This window comes from Paenibacillus sp. UNC499MF (assembly GCF_900107975.1).
GTDB lineage: Bacteria > Bacillota > Bacilli > Paenibacillales > NBRC-103111 > Paenibacillus_F.
Map to the genome: position 1 here is coordinate 356,330 of NZ_FNVF01000005.1, position 17,686 is coordinate 374,015.

17 protein-coding genes and 6 tRNA genes are annotated in these 17,686 nt (G+C 51.8%); 5 read left to right on the top strand and 18 right to left on the bottom strand.

Features of this window, described 5'->3' with window-relative positions; all coding sequences use genetic code 11:
• Window positions 1-55: 55 nt before the first annotated feature.
• From C4S74_RS14215 to zwf, 3 genes are all read right to left on the bottom strand, one after another.
• Window positions 56-1,192, bottom strand: coding sequence for a HAMP domain-containing sensor histidine kinase (locus C4S74_RS14215; RefSeq protein ID WP_103995955.1), 1,137 nt, complete (start codon window positions 1,190-1,192; stop codon window positions 56-58).
• Window positions 1,185-1,895 carry a response regulator transcription factor gene (locus C4S74_RS14220; protein WP_103995956.1) on the bottom strand — a complete coding sequence of 237 codons (711 nt, stop codon included), beginning with the start codon at window positions 1,893-1,895 and terminating at the stop codon, window positions 1,185-1,187. Before C4S74_RS14220 ends, C4S74_RS14215 begins: the two co-directional genes overlap by 8 nt.
• 145 nt (window positions 1,896-2,040) lie before the next feature.
• The gene (zwf, locus tag C4S74_RS14225) at window positions 2,041-3,558 is read right to left on the bottom strand and encodes a glucose-6-phosphate dehydrogenase (protein ID WP_103995957.1); all 1,518 of its coding nucleotides are present in this window, start codon (window positions 3,556-3,558) and stop codon (window positions 2,041-2,043) included.
• Window positions 3,559-3,717: 159 nt separating this feature from the next.
• On the opposite strand from zwf, the gene C4S74_RS14230 reads away from it, so the two are divergent.
• Window positions 3,718-4,038 (top strand): hypothetical protein, encoded by a 321-nt coding sequence (locus C4S74_RS14230; RefSeq protein WP_103995958.1) that lies wholly within the window; start codon window positions 3,718-3,720, stop codon window positions 4,036-4,038.
• Window positions 4,039-4,122: 84 nt separating this feature from the next.
• Here the strand turns inward: C4S74_RS14230 and C4S74_RS14235 are convergent, their stop codons facing one another.
• Entirely contained in the window at window positions 4,123-4,560 is a 438-nt protein-coding gene (locus C4S74_RS14235) for an N-acetyltransferase (RefSeq protein ID WP_103995959.1), read from the bottom strand.
• A 456-nt stretch (window positions 4,561-5,016) separates the two neighbouring features.
• Here C4S74_RS14235 and C4S74_RS14240 point away from each other — a divergent pair, with 456 nt between their 5' ends.
• Window positions 5,017-5,478, top strand: a complete 462-nt coding sequence (locus C4S74_RS14240; RefSeq protein ID WP_103995960.1) for a hypothetical protein — start codon at window positions 5,017-5,019, stop codon at window positions 5,476-5,478.
• Between the two features lie 47 nt (window positions 5,479-5,525).
• Here C4S74_RS14240 and C4S74_RS14245 read toward each other — a convergent pair whose 3' ends face one another.
• From C4S74_RS14245 to liaF, 3 genes are read right to left on the bottom strand one after another with little or no spacing between them, the layout of a single operon-like run.
• The gene (locus tag C4S74_RS14245) at window positions 5,526-6,161 is read right to left on the bottom strand and encodes a response regulator transcription factor (RefSeq protein ID WP_103995985.1); all 636 of its coding nucleotides are present in this window, start codon (window positions 6,159-6,161) and stop codon (window positions 5,526-5,528) included.
• A 5-nt stretch (window positions 6,162-6,166) separates the two neighbouring features.
• Window positions 6,167-7,225 carry a sensor histidine kinase gene (locus C4S74_RS14250; RefSeq protein WP_103995961.1) on the bottom strand — a complete coding sequence of 353 codons (1,059 nt, stop codon included), beginning with the start codon at window positions 7,223-7,225 and terminating at the stop codon, window positions 6,167-6,169.
• Window positions 7,226-7,263: 38 nt separating this feature from the next.
• Window positions 7,264-7,926, bottom strand: a complete 663-nt coding sequence (liaF, locus tag C4S74_RS14255; RefSeq protein WP_103995962.1) for a cell wall-active antibiotics response protein LiaF — start codon at window positions 7,924-7,926, stop codon at window positions 7,264-7,266.
• A 316-nt stretch (window positions 7,927-8,242) separates the two neighbouring features.
• Between liaF and C4S74_RS14260 the strand changes: the two genes are divergently transcribed.
• Together C4S74_RS14260 and C4S74_RS14265 are read left to right on the top strand one after the other, a co-directional pair.
• Window positions 8,243-8,860 (top strand): hypothetical protein, encoded by a 618-nt coding sequence (locus C4S74_RS14260; RefSeq protein ID WP_103995963.1) that lies wholly within the window; start codon window positions 8,243-8,245, stop codon window positions 8,858-8,860.
• Window positions 8,861-8,984: 124 nt separating this feature from the next.
• A complete protein-coding gene (locus C4S74_RS14265; protein ID WP_103995964.1) occupies window positions 8,985-9,923 on the top strand; it encodes a hypothetical protein in 939 nt (312 codons plus the stop codon).
• 350 nt (window positions 9,924-10,273) lie between these two features.
• On the opposite strand, the gene eis is transcribed toward C4S74_RS14265, so the two are convergent.
• From eis to C4S74_RS14290, 5 genes are all read right to left on the bottom strand, one after another.
• Window positions 10,274-11,473 (bottom strand): enhanced intracellular survival protein Eis, encoded by a 1,200-nt coding sequence (gene eis / locus C4S74_RS14270; protein WP_103995965.1) that lies wholly within the window; start codon window positions 11,471-11,473, stop codon window positions 10,274-10,276.
• A gap of 49 nt (window positions 11,474-11,522) precedes the next feature.
• A complete protein-coding gene (moaA, locus tag C4S74_RS14275) occupies window positions 11,523-12,533 on the bottom strand; it encodes a GTP 3',8-cyclase MoaA (RefSeq protein ID WP_103995966.1) in 1,011 nt (336 codons plus the stop codon).
• Window positions 12,530-13,216, bottom strand: coding sequence for an MOSC domain-containing protein (locus C4S74_RS14280; protein WP_103995967.1), 687 nt, complete (start codon window positions 13,214-13,216; stop codon window positions 12,530-12,532). Before C4S74_RS14280 ends, moaA begins: the two co-directional genes overlap by 4 nt.
• A gap of 115 nt (window positions 13,217-13,331) precedes the next feature.
• Entirely contained in the window at window positions 13,332-13,703 is a 372-nt protein-coding gene (locus tag C4S74_RS14285) for a hypothetical protein (RefSeq protein ID WP_016423567.1), read from the bottom strand.
• A 303-nt stretch (window positions 13,704-14,006) separates the two neighbouring features.
• The gene (locus C4S74_RS14290; protein WP_103995968.1) at window positions 14,007-14,957 is read right to left on the bottom strand and encodes a fumarylacetoacetate hydrolase family protein; all 951 of its coding nucleotides are present in this window, start codon (window positions 14,955-14,957) and stop codon (window positions 14,007-14,009) included.
• A gap of 1,143 nt (window positions 14,958-16,100) precedes the next feature.
• Here C4S74_RS14290 and C4S74_RS14295 point away from each other — a divergent pair.
• Window positions 16,101-16,886, top strand: a complete 786-nt coding sequence (locus tag C4S74_RS14295; RefSeq protein WP_103995969.1) for an alpha/beta fold hydrolase — start codon at window positions 16,101-16,103, stop codon at window positions 16,884-16,886.
• A 221-nt stretch (window positions 16,887-17,107) separates the two neighbouring features.
• Here C4S74_RS14295 and C4S74_RS14300 read toward each other — a convergent pair.
• From C4S74_RS14300 to C4S74_RS14325, 6 genes are all read right to left on the bottom strand, one after another.
• Window positions 17,108-17,190 (bottom strand) — tRNA-Leu (locus C4S74_RS14300).
• A 7-nt stretch (window positions 17,191-17,197) separates the two neighbouring features.
• Window positions 17,198-17,274, bottom strand: a tRNA-Arg gene (locus C4S74_RS14305).
• Window positions 17,275-17,292: 18 nt separating this feature from the next.
• A tRNA-Leu gene (locus tag C4S74_RS14310) sits at window positions 17,293-17,381 on the bottom strand.
• Window positions 17,382-17,390: 9 nt separating this feature from the next.
• Window positions 17,391-17,464: transfer RNA gene (locus C4S74_RS14315), tRNA-Cys, on the bottom strand.
• Between the two features lie 9 nt (window positions 17,465-17,473).
• Window positions 17,474-17,548, bottom strand: a tRNA-Gly gene (locus C4S74_RS14320).
• A gap of 8 nt (window positions 17,549-17,556) precedes the next feature.
• Window positions 17,557-17,628: transfer RNA gene (locus C4S74_RS14325), tRNA-Gln, on the bottom strand.
• Between the last annotated feature and the right edge of the window lie 58 nt (window positions 17,629-17,686).

Sequence of the window (17,686 nt, forward strand, 5' to 3'; positions counted from 1 at the left end):
GAGAAGCTACCTATTGATTTGCCTTTCAATGCGGCAGGTTAACCTTACATTTTCGTCACTCGGGCTGTTCTCCGCCTGCCCCGTCCCGCTCCCGCTCTCCTACCCGGTGGAGGCCCTGGCTCTGGAACATCAGGCTGACCGCCGTCCCGTGGCCGGGCTCGGATTCGATGGCAACCCGGTGTCCCAGCCGGGACATCACCTGCTTGACGAGATACAGCCCCATCCCCGTCGACTCCGTGACGACGCCCCTTCCGTTCTCTCCCGTGAAAAAAGCGTCAAAAACCCGCGGCAGGTCTTCAGGAGCGATCCCGATGCCGCTGTCCTGAACCGTGAGCCGGCTTCCGTAAGACTGCTCTTCGATCCGGATAAGGAGCAGCTTGTTGCCTCCCTCCTTGCGGGAGTATTTAATGGCGTTGCCGATAAGCTGGTGAAGGACGAACGAAAGCCATTTCTCGTCCGTTTCCACATAGACGCCGGAGGCTTCAGACTCGATTTTCGGAAAAATGGAAGCGCGAATGCAGGCTTTCTTGTATTCGTTCACGACCCGCCGGGCTACGGCCGTAAGCTCGATCCGCCGCGGATGGACATCCAGCTCGAATTTTTCGAGCCTTGCCGTGTAGAGCATCATCTGAAGACCCGAGGCGATTTTCTCGTTCTCCTCCTGGATGCTAGAGAGAAGCTCTTTCATCCGTTCCGGCGCTTCAGGTAGTCTCGGCTCCCCTGCCGACTGCTGGATAAGCAGGTCGATGACGGACACCGGCGTTTTGAGCTGGTGAACCCATTGGTTCGTAAAATGCAGATGCTGCTCCTGAGCCGAGCGGTAAGAAGACAGCCTGGACAAATAAGCCCGGTGCTGCTTCTGCAGCAGCTCGTTGACCGCATGTTGTTCGCTGGTCCGGGACGGCAGAAACACCGCACTGTCCAGCGAGCTTTGGTCGGATTCGCCGAGCCGCTTGTTCAGCGCGTTTGCATACCCCACCTGCCGGACATAATCATAAATCAGTACGGCCGCCCACACGGCTCCGGCGAGCAGGGACAAGTACAGCAGATTGCCCGGTTTAACGGGCAGCCCCGCCTCCATGCGGTCCAGCCACAAAAGGACCAGAATGAGCAGGATAGCGAAAAAGAAGGCTGCCGTGTACAAAAGCCGGTCGAACAAAAATTTTTTCCACGTCCAGGCTTTGTCATGCATCGCCGGTGTTCCCCCATTCCGTCTGAAGACGGTAGCCCTGGCCCCGGACCGTTTCGATAATCCCCGGCAGGCCGATTTCTTCCAGCTTCCGCCTAACCCGGGTGACGTTCACCGTCAGTGTGTTGTCATCGACGAAATGGACGTCGTCCCAAAGGGCCTCCAGCAGCTCCTCCCTGGCCGTAATGCTTCCCGCCTTCTGGGCCAGGCAGTCGAACAGCAGCAGCTCGTTTTTCGTCAATTCCATCCGTTTTCCGCCGAATTCCAGGCTGTTTTTCAACCGATCGAGCTTCAGCCCGTTTAGCTCCCATTCGTCTCTGGACGGCTGCGCCTGGGCGTATTCCCCGTACGCGCGGCGGAGTGCGCCTTTGACTTTGGCCAGCACGACGTCCAGATTAAACGGCTTCGTCAAATAGTCGTCGCCTCCGTTTTCGATCGCCATCACCTGGTCCATCTCCCCCGTCCGCGCCGACAGGAAAATAATCGGCACATTGGAGAACGTGCGGATTTGACGGCACCAGTAGAACCCGTCGTAGCGGGGAAGATTGATATCCAGCAAAATCAGATCCGGCTCCAGCTCGGCGGCCTCTCCCTTAATATCTTGAAACCGCACCGCGCGGAAAACCTCATATTCATATTTGGTTAATGTATCTTTCAAAATGTGGGCGATTTTATCATCGTCCTCGACAATCAGAATGCGGTACATGGCTTACCTCCCGGTGTTCCCTTATACGGACCCACCCTTTTTTCTCATTGGACTAAGCGGCCAGCAAAAGAAGCACCCGTCAGCCTAAGCCGCAGGGTGCTTCCGTCAACCTCTTGATTATGCAACATGCAACCGGAACGTCCGGTTAAGACTGGCTCGCCCAGATGACTTCGCCTTCATGCTGGCCGTTAACCGGCCACCATTTAAATCCGTCCGCGGCGAGCAGTTCGTTGGCTGCATCCGGTCCCCAGGAGCCTGCCGGATAATGGGCCAGGTCTCCGCCGTTTTCTTTCCATGCCTGGGCGATGGCATCCACGAACTGCCATGCATGCGCCACTTCGTCCCAGCGGGTGAAGTAGGTGGAATCACCGCGCATAGCGTCGAAGATAAGGCGCTCGTACGCTTCCGGCGTGTTCAGCCCGACCTGACAGCTCTGGCAGAAATCCATCGCGATCGGGATAATGACGCCTTCGGCGCCCGGCTTCTTGGCATTCATCTGCAGATAAATGCCTTCCATCGGGTTCACGCGGAATACAAGCAGATTCGGCTGCAAGTCATGCTTGTTAGCCAGGTAAACGTTGTCCGGCACGTTCTTGAACTCCACCACAACCTCCGTGGATTTCACGGGCAGACGTTTGCCGGTACGGATGTAGAACGGAACGCCCGCCCAGCGGAAGTTGTCCACAAAAACACGCGCCGCCAAATACGTTTCCGTGTTCGATTCGGGATTGACGCTCTCTTCGCTTCGGTATGCCGGCATTTCCTTGCCGTTCAGCTTCCCGGCTGTATACTGGCCGCGTACGACATTCACACTGACCTCTTCGGCGGACTCGAAAGAACGCAGGGAACGCAGCACCTTCACCTTCTCGTCCCGGATATCTTCCGGGTGAAGACGGCTCGGCGGCTCCATAGCCATCATCGCAAGCATCTGGAGCATATGGTTCTGCGCCATATCGCGCAGAGCTCCCGAATGGTCGTAATAACCGCCTCTGTCTTCGACGCCGACGGTTTCGCCCAGCGTGATCTGGATATTGGCTATGTACTTGTTATTCCACAGCGGTTCGAAAAACGCGTTCGCAAAACGCACCACTTCAATGTTCTGAACCATTTCTTTACCCAGGTAATGGTCAATGCGGTAAATATCTTTCTCCTCGAAAACTTGACGGAGCTGCTGGTTCAGCTTGCCTGCGGACTCCAGATCGTAGCCGAACGGCTTCTCGATTACGAGACGGTGCCAGCCGGTGGTTTCAAGCAGGCCGCCTTCGCGGAGATTGTAAGACACGTTGCCGAACAGCTCCGGCGCAAGCGCCAGATAGAACAACCGGTTGCCGTTAGTCTGGAACTTAACGTCAAGCTGCTGGGTCAGCGTGTTCAATTGGCGGAACCCGTCCACATTGTTAATGTCGAGCGGCAAATATTCGAAATGTTCCGCAAATTTAGCCCAGTCCTCGTCGTCCTGCACATGATGACGGGCGAATTCGTTAATGGAATCACGCAAATCTTCGCGGAACTGCTCGTTCGTCCTGGAACGGCGCGCAAGTCCGATTACGGCGAAATGTTCATTCAGCTTGCCTTCACGGTACAGGCTGTAAAAGGCGGGAAACAATTTTCTCTTGGCCAAATCTCCTGTAGCTCCGAAAATCAGAAAAACTGCACCATTCATCGTCGCATCATTCTTTCTCTGTGGTTTTAGATTAGAATAAGCATACCGAAATTGCAAAAGGGATTCAACTTTTTTTCACAAACCGGGCATCTGTCCAATCCATTGCCGCCTCTGCGCCATAGGCTGTTATCAGAATTCTCCCCATGGAGGTGCAGCACGGTGCAGCGAATCGATCCTGCAAGCAGTGAGCAGATCCGGCCCCATATCGGCCGTCCCGTTCTCGTTTACTTAAGAGACGGCGCGGAAATTTTCGGTATACTCAGCCGGCTTGATCAAGGAAATCTCATCTTAAACGAAGAACCGGGTGTAAAAAGTCCTTCGGCAAAAACAGACAAAAAATTAAAAGTGGCCAAGACCGGCCGCAAAAAATCGGCGCCCCCGGCTGCCCGGGAAAGCCAGACCGTTATCACCCATTCAGCGGGATACTCCCCTATCGTGCTCGACCGGAATTTTGTCGCCGCCCTCATCGTACTCCAATAGAAAGCGGGCGTTACCTTACTATCCCCAAAAACCAGGAATGGACACATTCCCGGTTTTTTCTTTTAACGCTTCGGGGGAAATCTTTTATAGTTCTTTTTCCATTAAATGAAGACGAAGCTGAGGCACATAACTTTTAACGGTATATCCTTTCGCCAGATAGAAGGAAATGGCCTTCTCATTCACAGAATCTACATATAGCCGGGAAGTCCGGCATTTCATTTTGCGGCCGTATTTTTCGGCCTGCTCCATTAGTGACGTCCCCAGCCCCCGGCCCTGAAAACGCGAATCGACCGCCAGCATATCGACAAACAGGCTGTCATCCGATACCTGAACGCTCACAAAACCGGCAGCGGAAGCCCCTTCGTCGGCCACGAAGGTTTCTCCCAGCTTGAATCTCTTCTTCATTTCCGAAAGGTTAACGTCCGCCTCCGGCACAGTCATTCTTGTGTAAGGCAAAAGCTCCTTTTCAGTCAGACGCACCAGTATCCTGTCATCCTTGGCCGGAATTCGTTTGCGGATCAAGAAACATCGCCTCCACATGGTTTGCAGATACTGCATCGTATGCGAAATGGCAGGCTTTGCTCCGTAAACAGGTATTTATCCTCCAAGTTTTACCGTTTTATTTCTTATACTTTTTAGACATGCCCCACATAAAAACTACGCATAGGACAAGAAAGCCGATGATGACCAATATCGTTGACCCGTTCAATGTCAAATCCCCTTTGTATACCCTATCTGATATGCCTTCATTGTAAGTCGCCGGACGGAAAGCGTCAAACCCGCTGCCTGACCTTTCCTATTATCGGAATGGGAGATCGTCCGCCAAAGCTCAGGCAAGCAGCGATAAATAAAATTTATAAACTTGTCCAACTTGATGCTTTCAAAACGTTAAAAACGTGGTAATATGTTTGTAACTATATGGAAATCGAAAAAAGAAGGAATTTTGAAAAGCATGTTCCTGAAAGGTGGCGGACGGTTATGTATATAGTTACACCCCAGTACGTGAACGAGACGTACCGCAGTCATTCCAGTTTATTTCGGATTCAGGCCATCCGCCGTATGAACGGGCTTGGCCCCGTAAGCCCGCGCGGGCCCTTTCCCGAAATGCTTTATACGCGGCAGGAACGAAGCGGCAAGGCAGCCCCGGCGGAGCAGAGTCCTGCCGGCACACTTCCCGCCGACCAGCGGGACGCCGCTGCCGGTAAAGAAACCCGGCAGCAATCCGGCATGCCGGCTATGCTTCGCAGGCTGGGGGAAGCGAACGAGTGGAAGCGTCCCAAAGAATATAACCGTCCTGACCCTTCGGAGCACACGGAAGAAGCGGAGGAACCGCTTTTTCAGGCCGGCGGAGCTATGCATCAGATGCAGCTGAACAGAGCGCTCCAGGCCTATCGCCCGTTCGTCAGGAAGCAGACTGAGCCGGAGTCCGCCGCTATATAAGGGAAGCCCGTACCGCCATGCCGCGGTACGGGCTTTTAGGTTGCGCTTTATTCCGCCAATCCATGCTTAAACGCATAAATGGCCGCTTGGGTGCGGTCTTCGACGCCCAGCTTGGCCAAGACATTCGTTACATGGAATTTAACGGTTTTAATTCCGATGAATAAATCATCGGCGACTTCCTGGTTGGACTTGCCCGAGGCTATAAGCCGGAGCACTTCCATTTCGCGTTCCGTCAAGTCTTCATGAGGAGCGGCCGCGGGTTTCGGCTGCCGGAAACGGTTCATCAGCTTCGAAGCTACTTGCGACTCCAGAATGGATTGTCCTTTCGCAGCAGCCCGGATAGCCTGGGCGATTTCCGTGGCGCGGGAAGTTTTGAGCAGATAGCTGAACGCCCCCGCTTCCAGAACCGGATACATCTTCTCGTCATCGAGAAAGCTCGTCAACACGATAACCTTGCAGTCCGGATAAAGCTGAAGCAGCTTCCGCGTCGTCTCTATGCCGTCCATGCCCTCCATGACCAGGTCCATCAGCACGACGTCCGGTTTGTATTCCTGTGCCAGCCGGATTCCGTCCTCCCCGTTGCTGGCTTCGCCGACTACCTCGATTCCCTCTTCCGTACCGAGAACGGCCGCCAGTCCGATCCGGACCATTTCGTGATCGTCGACCAGCAGCACTTTAACCATATCCACTATGCTTCCTCTCCTTCCGTCATTATCGGTACCCGGATCTCGATACGGGTTCCGCTTCCCGGAGCCGTAACCAGCTGAAGAGATCCTCCGACCTCGTTCACCCGTTCGCGCATCGTAGATAAACCGTAAGATGTCTGTTTTTCCTCGTCAAGGTCGAAACCTACCCCGTTATCGCGGATAAGCAGGCGTACCCAGCCCGCTTTCTGCTGCATGCGCAGCTCCAGTCTGGTCGCTTTGGAATGCCGCAGAGCATTCGACATGGCTTCCTGGACAATCCGGAACAGATGGTCCTCGATTCCTTTGGACAGTGCAATTTCATCGTCCAATTCCCATATAATGTCCATGGGAACTTTCGCTTTCAATTCCTGAAGCAGCCGGATCAGCCCTTCGGAAAGCTGTTTGCCTTCCAGGTGAACCGGACGCAGGTGAAGCAGCAGCGCCCTCATTTCGGATTGGGCCACGGAGGACATTTCCTCAATGAGGTGAATCTGCCGCTGGGCTTTCCCGAAATCCTTGTCCAGCGTGCGGAGAGCCGCAGTGGCCGTCATCGAGATCGCGAACAGCTGCTGGCTGACCGCATCATGCAGTTCTCTTGCCAGACGCTGCCGCTCCTCAATGATGGCCGATACCCGGGCCTTCTCCGCAAGCTGCGCGTTATTGTTCGACAGACGCTGGAGAGAAGCTACCTGCTCCTCCCACTTTTTCAGGATGCGGCCGAGCTGTTCGCCCAATCGCCCGATCTCATCCTCACCCAGTGGGGGCAGGGTCGAGCGGGAGATGCTGCCGATCTCCAGCATCTGCATCGTTTCCATCAGCAGCTCCAGCCGGCGCGTCGTCCGGTTGCTGCTCCAATACCCGTAAGCGGCCCCCAGAATGATCGAGCCGCCGACGAGCATGGCACCGATTTTGATCCCTTGCGCCCACGTCTCAGGGGGTGTTATAAATTTAGCGGTATACAGCATATAGACAATAAAAGTAAGCACCGCCAGACAAAGAACAATGGATTCCGCCATGCTTCGCCAAATCATATTGGTCAGTCTTTTTTTGTAGCTGTCCACGGCACCATTCCCCTTTCTTGTCAGCAGACGGCTTCGTTCTAAAGCATGCGAACGTCTATATCCCCTACGATATAAGAGACGATTAGTTTCACCTGATGTTCTCTCGATTCGTAATTAGGAGATATCCAATTGAGTTTATTAATAACTCCGGATTCTTTTTCCAGAGGTGAACTGATTTGTCCGATCGTAACCGAGGCTTCGATGGATACCCCTATTTCTTCGGGCACTATGAGCCGCACATCCCCGATAACCCCCTGCAGAACGAGCGTCGTTTCTTTTTTCTCCAATATCGCATACGACAGGTCCAAGTGAGCTTCACCGATAATGAACCAGATGCTGCTGTCTTTAAGCACCCAGGGCTCTTTGCCGGGACGGATGCTGTCGATCAGGGTTTGCTTCTGGATAAAATCGTCTCCGGGCTGCACCTTCTTGGACTTGATATAGAAAATCCCGAGCGAAATCAAGATAACCGCCAGCACCAGGGAGAAATTGTTGCCCAGCAGAATGACGGCTCCGACGCCCATAAAGGCGATGCCTTTCTTCTCATTCTCATACCGGATTTTATAAAAGCCGAAAAACATCAGCAGCAGGGCAATCACCACAAATATACCGACCCACCGTTCCAGGATGAGGAAAATCCCCATTGCGATCAACAGCATAGCCGTGTTCCGGTGGCGGTTATTTTTCATTTGTTGTTCCATGGGGCACCTCCTTTGCGGGCTGCAGTCTGCCGGAAAATGAATCCGTCCATTGTATCGCCTGGCTCTTACCGGTCCATACCGTCATTTAGAGCCGCGAATCCTTACATAGCATATCACAATCGCCTATCCTCTCCAAGATAAGAAATGATGCTTTTATTGTAGCGAATCCGGGCCGCACCCGACACCGCCTATTGGCGGTCTAAACCCCTGGACCAAGGTCGGGGGAGGGCGTTTTTACCGCTTCCGGCAAGGAATAATTCACGAGCCTTTATAAGAAAATAAGTCCAACCAAACAACGGCACAAGGAGATACTTCCATGACTAAAAGAAACGTCGGAGCGCGCATTGCTCTTATCGCCCTATCATGCACAGCCGCAGCCGGGTTCGTGCCTGTATCCGCCTTATCCGTGCAAGCTGCCGGAAACGGAACTTCCGTTTCCGCCGCGGCCGGTACCGGAGCCTCAAGCATCGTTTTGCCCGGCGGCACTTGGACAACCGGACTGCAGACGACACCATCGCACGCCGTTCCTCCTTCTTCCGGAGGCTTTTCCCGGGAAGTTCGCGCACAGCTTTACGATGTAGACAAACAAAAGGTTGTGGAAACCCTTATCGTTACCGATGAAATCCGCACCGAAGCTTCCCGCTGGCTGGCCAGTATTAAAGACATTGCCGTTCAGACCAAAATCGACAACGTGCAGGGAGTCGTCCTGAAACTTCCGCTCGATCCCCCACTTGCCGTTAATAACCGCTGGATGCAGGGAAGCTCTAATGAATTGTTCCTGTTTCTCGATCCCTCGCGGTTAAACGAGCCTCTGCTCCTCGTTTTCTCCACGGCAGGCAAACCTTTTCTCTTTAAAACCTCTGTCCAGGTTAAACCCTTTCTTGAAAAAGAACGTCTTCTGCGTTATTTGAAACCCGTCCCCGCCTCCGGCTAAAATGGGTACTTCCGCTTTCCGCTAAGCGTTCATGTTGCCGAATACCCGAAATGCAACCCTAATTCCCCCCAGACGTATTGTAAGTGAAGAAGTTAATCGGCTCATTAGGGAGGGCGGGATACGTATGCGGGAGGACTGGAAATACCGGTACGACGAAGTTTTGAATAAAGAAAGCCTGCTGGGGACGGTTAATAAACAGCTGGAAAAAGCTCAAGCACGGCTGAAGCAGTCCCGGGAGCAGCGGGCGGCAGCCGAGAAAGCTTTGCTGAATGAGACAAGGGATGTCGAGCGTTTGGAGAAAGCATCTCTTATCAATTTGTTTTATACCGTTCTGGGAAGAAAAGAAGAGAAGCTGGAAAAAGAAGAAGCCGAAGCGATTCAGGCCCGCATCCGTGCGGAGGAAACAAGACTGGCGGAGGAAGAATTAACGCGGGCGGCTGCGGATCTTGAGCAGCGCCGGTCTTCCCTGCTCGGCTGGGAGGAAGAAGCCGCCGCTCTCCTTCAGGAAAAAGAACAATGGCTGCGCGGCAGAAGCGAAGATTTTCGCCGGCAGCTGAATGCCCTTTACGAAGCCAAAAGGCAGGCTCTCTCCGAGGTCAAAGAACTTGATGAAGCGCTCCAGGCTGGATACGAGCTCGTCGAATCTCTCGAAGAAGCGGAAAGTCTGCTGAGATCGGCCAAAAGCTGGGGGACCTACGACATGTTCGGCGGAGGCGTGATTGCCACCCATCTCAAACGCAGCAAAGCCAATGAAGCAATGGAACAGATCGAGTACGCTCAGGGACTGATGGGCCGCTTCAGACGAGAGCTGGAGGATGTCGGGGGCACCGCCGAGATGAACCTGGATTACAACGGGTTTCTGGGGTTTGCCGACTATTTTATGGACGGTTTTATTTTCGACTGGATTGTCCAGGGCCGCATCTCCGATCTCAAGGATGCGGTGTCCGATAATATCGAACGTCTCCGGCAATTGCTTCACACGCTCCAGCAAAGGTATGAAGCCCGCTCAACGGACGAAGCCGAACTAACCCGGGACATTCATCTGCTTATTGAGCGTTCTTAGGCAACCGGCGGCTCTTGCGACAATCCTTCTCCAACTGACAGTTTGTTGAATGGCCTGTTGCAGGGCGAGCCGCGTATCGCTGAATGTGCTCAGTGAGCGCTCCAAGCCATGCTGCGCGTGCCTTCCGACAATCCGCGGTCAACTTGCGGCTTGTCGAATGACTCTTGCAGGGCGAGTCACGAGCCGTTGAATGTGCTCAGCAAGCGCCCCAGGCCATGCCGCGCGTGCCTTTCGACAATCCCGCATCAACTTGCGGCTTGTCGAATGACTCTTGCAGGGCGAGCCGCCCTGCGCCAAAAAGCCGTACAGCCCCGCAATATCCGGGCTGTACGGCTTTTCCTTCTGCCGGACTAGAAAAAGTCCGGCAAGTAACAGGTGCGGCGCGGCAGAGCCGCCGCAAGCAGCTCTACGGATCGTTCGTCGCCTTCCAGACGGCCGATCCGGTGAAGCTCCCCGGCGCTCTTGGCGCCAAGCAGCAGGACGGACAGCGTGCGGATATCGCACGCCAATCCGTCCGCAGCGGCTCCGCTGCCGCCGGCCGGTTCATCCGCGGTCTTCACGACGACCGCAGAGCCTTCCGGCGCGTTCAGCCTAAGCTCGAACGTGCCGTGGTTCCACGGCGCCTGCCCGTCCGTTACGTGCAGGCGGAGAGACGTCTCCTGCGGCAGTCCCGTATGCCGCAGCTGCAGCTGGCCCAGGAAGCCCTCCACATCGACGATCCGGGCCGAAAAATACGAAACCAGCTCCTGCTTAATCCGGGGATCGTTCAGCTCAAAGGCCAAATCCTCGTCCGGAGGGGCCTGCATGGTTAGCTTGTCGAACATGGAATCGTGATCGCCGATAAACTTCCACAGCCCGCGCTTTGCGTCCTGATCGAGATAAACGAGCTGATGAATTTTGCACTCATGGTTCTCAATCCAATAATGCACATACCCTCTGGGCTCCCCGGCCGCATCCAGATACACCGCCATATGTCCTTTCTTTTTGAGAAGACGGGTTTCCCACCACTTCTCGGAACGCGTAATGGGTCCGTTGAATCGGGCCGCATACGCATCGTAGATCGGATTGAGCGCGGCCGCGCTGGGAGCTGTCCGTATGACCCGCCCTCCCGCATTGCCAAGCTTCGGAAGCTGCGAGGTTTGAAGCTCGATTTTTTTATAGCTCATGCTCAGCTCCCAGCCGTACTTGCGGTAAAACCCGAATGAAAACGGATGGAGATACGAAAGGGTCTGTCCGTTCTCTTTCATCACTTCCAGCGCTTTCGACAGCAGCTGTCCCACCATACCCTGTCTGCGATTTTCCGGCCAGCTTGCAACGCCGGCGATCCCGCCCATTTTCAGCTTTTGTCCATTTATCCACGTTGTAAAATCTAACAGGGTCAATTTCGAGGCCAGTTTCCCGTCGATAAAATATCCCCAGGTTTCCTCGGGGTTCATAGTGGCGAGTCTTTCGACAAGCTCTTCCTCCGGCAGCTCGTATTGAAAAGCATACATCGACAAATCCAGGCTGTCCCGGAGTTCTTCCCGGCGCAGTCTTCTGATTTCACTCATGGAATAACCTCCTTCTAGGCATAAAATAACGTATGCGCATCGCGCCTGCCTAACCGCCGATTTGAGACATGCGTCTTACGGTCGGCAGGTGGGACGGCTCGTCTCCTTCGAGCGCTTTCGCCATCTCATGGCTTTCGGGCTTTACATCCAGTGCTTTATAAAACAACTCCCTGACCGCACGGTCGTCCCCGATGAGCGGCCTTACGTTAAACTCGTGGGACCAATATAAGCAGGGCTTGATATTGCCATCAGCCGTCAGCCGCAGCCGGTTGCAGGAAGCGCAGAAATGGTCGCTCACCGGATGGATAAGGCCGAAAGAGCCTTTACCTCCCGCAATCCGGTAATTTTGAGAGGGACCGTTCCCTTTTACGGACTGTATCTCCTCCACTTTCCATCCGCGTTCGGAACATCTGACCAGCACGGACGAAAGAGGAACATACCGGAGCTTCCAGGCATCATCCTGATGACCGATTGGCATATATTCGATAAAACGCACCTGAATGTCCTTATCGATCGTCATTTGCAGGAAGTCGTCGATTTCGTCGTCGTTCAGTCCCTTCATTAACACGACATTCAGCTTTACGGGATATAGCCCGACCCGCTGGGCAGCCTCGATTCCCGCCAGCACACGGCCGACGTCTCCGCCCCTTGTAATAAGCTTGAAGCGGTCCTCACGAAGAGAATCGAGACTGATATTAATCCGTGTAAGTCCGGCTTCCCTTAAGCGCTCCGCCTGCTGGGCGAAAAAAACGGCATTCGTCGTCAAAGCGATATCTTCGATACCCGGTAAAGCGGACAGCTGCCGGATCAGCACATGCAAATCTTTCCGGACAAGCGGTTCTCCGCCCGTAATCCTCAGTTTGCGTACGCCGAGCTCCGATAATACCCGGACAACTTCCGTAATCTCGTCATACCTCAGCAGACGTTCATCCGGTTCGAAAGTCATCCCTTCCTCCGGCATGCAGTAGACGCAGCGCAAATTGCAGCGGTCCGTAACCGAAATACGCAAATAATCGTGAATACGATTAAATTTATCTTTAAGCAGACCGGAAGATGTCATTTCTTCACCCCGCCGCTTTGCATAGGCTCCGGCAGCTCTCCCGCTTCCGCAAGCTTTTTCTCAAAAGAACCTCTCCAGCTTTCGGCAAGCGCTTCGTTCGCCAATATCATCCGGATGCCGGACATATTGTCCTTCTCATGATATTTGCATCTATTTACAAACTCAACCGTCAAGCCTTGAGTATGTCTAGTTACTAGTCTAAAAACGGGATTCTCGGGAATTATACCTTCTTTCAGCACGCGGAAGTAGAAGCCGGTGTACCCGGTATCCTGCAGCTTCGCGGGCAATTTTACATCCGAATAGCGTACGCTGAGTTTAAAGCAGGGACGTCTCGGCTGTGAAACCTGTACCAGCGCTTCCCCAAGCTGATAAATATCTCCGATACATACCGTTTCTTCTTTAAGACCGCTTACCGTGATGTTTTCTCCGAAGGCTCCAAAAGAAAGCGGTTGTTCGAGCTCCTTCTGCCAGTAGTCATAATAGTCCGCACTGTATACGCAAAGCGCCTTGTCGGGCCCTCCGTGAACTTTCAGATCCGCCTGTCCGTCTCCCTCGAGCTGTGTCTTCGACAAATACAGGGGCCGATGTACCGGCTCTTTGTATATACCGGTTACAACTTCTTTTCCCTGATAGACGATTTGCTTCGGCTTGCCTACGTTTATGGATACGATTTTAGGTGTCACAGGAACACTCCTTCCCCACTTTTTTATCCACTATACCAAAAAAGGACGGAGGAAGTCTTCCGCCCATAAAAAAATCTCCCGCAAAACCTCGAAAGGTTCCGCAAGAGATATTTATTTAGCCGCCCAGCTTGATTTTACGGTACGTATCTATAAAGGACAAAACGTCCACTCTTTTTCCCTTTTTCTTGGCCACGCTGGCCATCGACAAAAGTGTTGTCCAAAATTCATTCAACACTTGGGCTTCCTCGGTCAATTCCTGCTTGTTTCTGCGTGGAAGTTCTCCGCGTGCTTCGTCAGAGATTAGCATTTGAACCTGTTTCCGCTTCCACTCGTCTCCCTTTACATACGTGACGCCGATCTCACGCAGCTTCTTCCGTACGGAGGTAACCGGGCGGGCAAGTTCCTTGGCAATTACCGATGGAGGGCATTCTTTGGAAAGCATACAGAGTCTTTCCATCTCCTGTGTCGACCAAGATTTTTTCGCCATACACATCATCCCCGTTCATTTGTCGTATTCGTTGTGACCAACGTTCCGGTAACTAAAGGATAGCAATAAATTGTTAAAGAAGTTTTAGGAAAATGTAATGCTGCCCCCTAAAAAGGAAAAAGCCGTCCGAAGTAAGTAAAAATGTGGCATAAATCTTTATTTTCCAAGGTTTTTTAGAAATAAAAAAAGAAGCTTTTCAAATGAATGAAAAGCTCCTTTTACATCTTTATTGGTTTGGCCAGATTGCACCGTTTAATTTCATTAAATTTTCTTAACAAATTCTCCATGATTCATGACAAGTGTTTAGACACCCAAGGTACGGCCTACCGGTTTGCCCTCTTCGACTTTCGTTTCGGCCACTACTTTATTAGACAAAGTGCCGATTTTCTCAATTTCGACACTGAGCTGATCCCCATCCTTAAGATAGACACGCTGCTCCCGCGGATAACCGATGGTTACTCCTTCAGGCGTACCGGTAAGAATAATATCACCGGGCAATAGCGTCATATGACGGGAAATGTAACTGACAAGCTCCTCCACCTTGAAAATCATATCCGCAGTCGTCGAGTTTTGGCGCTGCTCTCCATTGACCAGAGAACGAATTTTTAAATCGTTCGGGTTGCCGACCTCATCTCCCGTGACGAGATAGGGTCCTAACGGAAGAAAACCATCGCAAGATTTACCCAGCAGCCATTGATTGGTTCTTCTCTGTAAATCTCTCGCGGACAAATCGTTTCCGCAGGTGTAGCCGAAAATGTATTGGGCAGCCTCTTCCTTCGGCACATCTTTCGCTTTTTGCCCTATCACGATAACGAGCTCGGCCTCGTAATCCAGCTCAGAGGTTACATTAGGCAGGGGTACATCGCATTTATGCCCGGTTAGAGCGTTATTGAATTTATTGAACAGCACGGGATGCTCCGGGATCGGAGATTTTGTTTCCTCCGCGTGCTTCTGATAGTTTAAACCGACACAAATGATCTTACCCGGCTCTGTAACACAAGGTGCAAACACCAAGGGAGACTCCTCCAGGAGATAAGGCTCGTTTACGGAAGTTTCCGGAAGATCATCGATAAGCTTTTGCAGAGACTGAATAGCCTCCGGTCCTCCCTTAATCACCTCTTCCATGTGAGTAGGCACACTGCCTTCCTCGTAGTTCTTCATATTTTTTAACGCCTCGGCTACGTCCAAGACACCTTGTTCAAGCCTGATGCCCAGTCTCGGTCCATGTTCACCTAGAAAAGTAAGCAGTTTCATGAGTAATCCTCCTCCTATAAACACACATGTATATACTCGAATCTTCTAACAGCATTATTCGCTATCCTTTTTATTACCCCTTCCCAAATTTCCACAAACAGGGCCCCAAACGTTAAAGGAAGCGGATCACAGGTTCATGTCCAAGCCTTCATTCTTTCCCTTCATCCTTTTCCCGTCTGCGATTGGTTAATACGGTATTTACGTCTCCACTCGCTGACAAAACTCAATATGTATGTATTCCAAATGTGAATATGAGAAAATATATTATAAATATCTTGTCGAGGGGGTTTCAATCGTTCCGGATCCGGGTAATGTTTTAGATGGCCGATTTTGCATTATTCGCGTGCTTTTCTTAAATTATACGGTAATATGCCAAAAATTTCCGGGGAAATAATTTGGGGATATGACAATCACCGGCCTCATTGCTGCCATCCTTGTAATATATAACTACTTTCCCGGGAGACGTGTTAACCTTTTTTGCACTAATTACCTACAAAAGTATACCATTTACGCTTAAAGACTCTGATGAGTCTTTTTTTAAAACACTGTTAACCAAGCATCTTAATATTGTTTGGCTCGTTTCTCTGCTCTGAAGGCTCTGAATGAATTACAAACTCGGGCACTATCACACAGCTCTGCGCAGCGGATACAAGTTCACCAAGCTCTCTTAACACGTTTCCTTAACTTAAAGGATGAGTAAAAGGGCCATTAAAGTACAAGCTAGCATTAAGACATCCTTTTGACTCTATGGGATCATACATCCGATAAGCAATCTTAAATTTCTGTTGTCGAAGAAATGCCGTTTCTTGCTCTTAAACCTCGACTGTTGGAAATGGTAAAACGTGTCCTATCTGCATTCCAGTCATTTCTCCTTCTTTTACCTTCGTGGTTCAGCTTCTTGAATACTGTACGACCTAGGGGAGAATGTCCGGCATAATCTTTAGGCTTTTGGAAATAGGTTGATGCTCATTGCGAATAGGCACATAAGAATAGGGTGGCACTATGATGTTGGGGCTAAACCAAACTTTTTTGGATTTAAGGAGTATGAACATTTAGAGCGGCTGCTTAACCCTTCCGACTCTCGTTTAACCGCATTAGGTCATACATACAAAAGAATTCGATAAAAATAAGGAGAGATGCGTTATGTTTACAACAATCCACGGCTTGAAAACTTTTTATGAAGAGCAGGGAAGCGGCCCGGCCGTCCTACTTCTTCACGGTTTCCCTCTGGATCACCGGATGTGGCACGAACAAATTGAGGCTCTGCAATCGAACTACCGGGTCATTGCGCCTGACCTTAGAGGCTTTGGCCAATCAGAGCCTCACAAGGACCTGATTACGCTGGATCACATGGCAGATGAGCTTCTGCTGCTTCTGGATCAACTCCAAGTGGAAAAGGCGGTTCTCGCCGGCTTCTCCATGGGCGGCTATGTAGCATTTAATCTCCTGCGCAAAGCACCACATCGTTTCAATGGACTCATTCTGGCAAATACACGCCCTGATGCCGACCCTCTGGAAGGACAAATCAACCGGATGAAAATGGCCGCCTCACTCCTGGAACAGGGTTCCCAGGCAGCATCAACTGCTATGATCCCCAAACTTTTATCCGATGGGGAAAATTCAGGATTGGCCCGTGAACTACAGGATCAGATCGAAGGGATGAACCCACTGGGACTTGTCCACGCCTCTCTAGCCATGGCGTTTAGAAAAGACTCTACGGAGCTTCTGTCCACCATACAAGTACCTACTCTTGTGATTGGTGGCGAGAAGGATTCAATTACCACTCCGACTGTCATGAAGAAAATGGCCGATTCCATCCCGAATGCGGCCTACACCGAAATTAAAGACTCTGCCCATCTTACCGTCCGGGAACATCCCGATGAAGTTAACAAAGCCATTACGGCCTTCTTAGGCCAACTCCATTCCTAAAAAGAAAAACTGCTGGCCAACCGTCCTATAGGGAGGACGCCAATTCCAACCATCATAGGTCATCTTCATTTTAAAAAGTAGAAAAGACAGGGAGCTATTGTACTTCACTGTACAAAAGCCCTCTGTCTTTTAATTAAAATTAAAGCTTCTTTAAATAAGATCCCACCCATATGAAAAGGAAAAAGCCTGACTCCAGTAAATCTGGAACCAGGCTTTTAGTATGCCGGTGAAGGGACTTGAACCCCCACTCCCTTGCGAGAAACGGATTTTGAGTCCGTCGCGTCTGCCATTCCGCCACACCGGCTTGTGTATGGCGTGCCCTAAGAGATTCGAACTCCTGACCTTTTGATTCGTAGTCAAACGCTCTATCCAGCTGAGCTAAGGGCACACATTTGTTTAGCACTTTTGGTGCCGAAGACCAGACTTGAACTGGTACGGTAGTCACCTACCGCAGGATTTTAAGTCCTGTGCGTCTGCCGATTCCGCCACTCCGGCAAAGAATGGTGGAGGCGCCACCCAGACTCGAACTGGGGGTAAAGCTTTTGCAGAGCTCTGCCTTACCACTTGGCTATGGCGCCTTGTTATAATGGAGCGGAAGACGGGAATCGAACCCGCGACCCTCGCCTTGGCAAGGCGATGCTCTACCGCTGAGCCACTTCCGCATATCATACTGGGGGTATAGGATTTGAACCTATGCATGACGGAGTCAAAGTCCGTTGCCTTACCGCTTGGCTAACCCCCAACACTTGCAATTGTCAGTGAGTAATAAGTGGGGCGGACGAGGGGAATTGAACCCCCGA

Excerpts from the sequence above, each read along its gene's own strand:
- C4S74_RS14220 (WP_103995956.1), bottom strand. The coding sequence starts at position 1,895 with ATGTACCGCATTCTGATTGTCGAGGACGATGATAAAATCGCCCACATT.
- C4S74_RS14260 (WP_103995963.1), top strand. The coding sequence starts at position 8,243 with ATGACTAAAAGAAACGTCGGAGCGCGCATTGCTCTTATCGCCCTATCA.
- liaF (WP_103995962.1), bottom strand. The coding sequence starts at position 7,926 with ATGGAACAACAAATGAAAAATAACCGCCACCGGAACACGGCTATGCTG.
- C4S74_RS14290 (WP_103995968.1), bottom strand. The coding sequence starts at position 14,957 with ATGAAACTGCTTACTTTTCTAGGTGAACATGGACCGAGACTGGGCATC.
- C4S74_RS14265 (WP_103995964.1), top strand. The coding sequence starts at position 8,985 with ATGCGGGAGGACTGGAAATACCGGTACGACGAAGTTTTGAATAAAGAA.
- C4S74_RS14295 (WP_103995969.1), top strand. The coding sequence starts at position 16,101 with ATGTTTACAACAATCCACGGCTTGAAAACTTTTTATGAAGAGCAGGGA.
- C4S74_RS14240 (WP_103995960.1), top strand. The coding sequence starts at position 5,017 with ATGTATATAGTTACACCCCAGTACGTGAACGAGACGTACCGCAGTCAT.
- C4S74_RS14245 (WP_103995985.1), bottom strand. The coding sequence starts at position 6,161 with ATGGTTAAAGTGCTGCTGGTCGACGATCACGAAATGGTCCGGATCGGA.
- moaA (WP_103995966.1), bottom strand. The coding sequence starts at position 12,533 with ATGACATCTTCCGGTCTGCTTAAAGATAAATTTAATCGTATTCACGAT.
- eis (WP_103995965.1), bottom strand. The coding sequence starts at position 11,473 with ATGAGTGAAATCAGAAGACTGCGCCGGGAAGAACTCCGGGACAGCCTG.
- C4S74_RS14215 (WP_103995955.1), bottom strand. The coding sequence starts at position 1,192 with ATGCATGACAAAGCCTGGACGTGGAAAAAATTTTTGTTCGACCGGCTT.
- zwf (WP_103995957.1), bottom strand. The coding sequence starts at position 3,558 with ATGAATGGTGCAGTTTTTCTGATTTTCGGAGCTACAGGAGATTTGGCC.
- C4S74_RS14285 (WP_016423567.1), bottom strand. The coding sequence starts at position 13,703 with ATGGCGAAAAAATCTTGGTCGACACAGGAGATGGAAAGACTCTGTATG.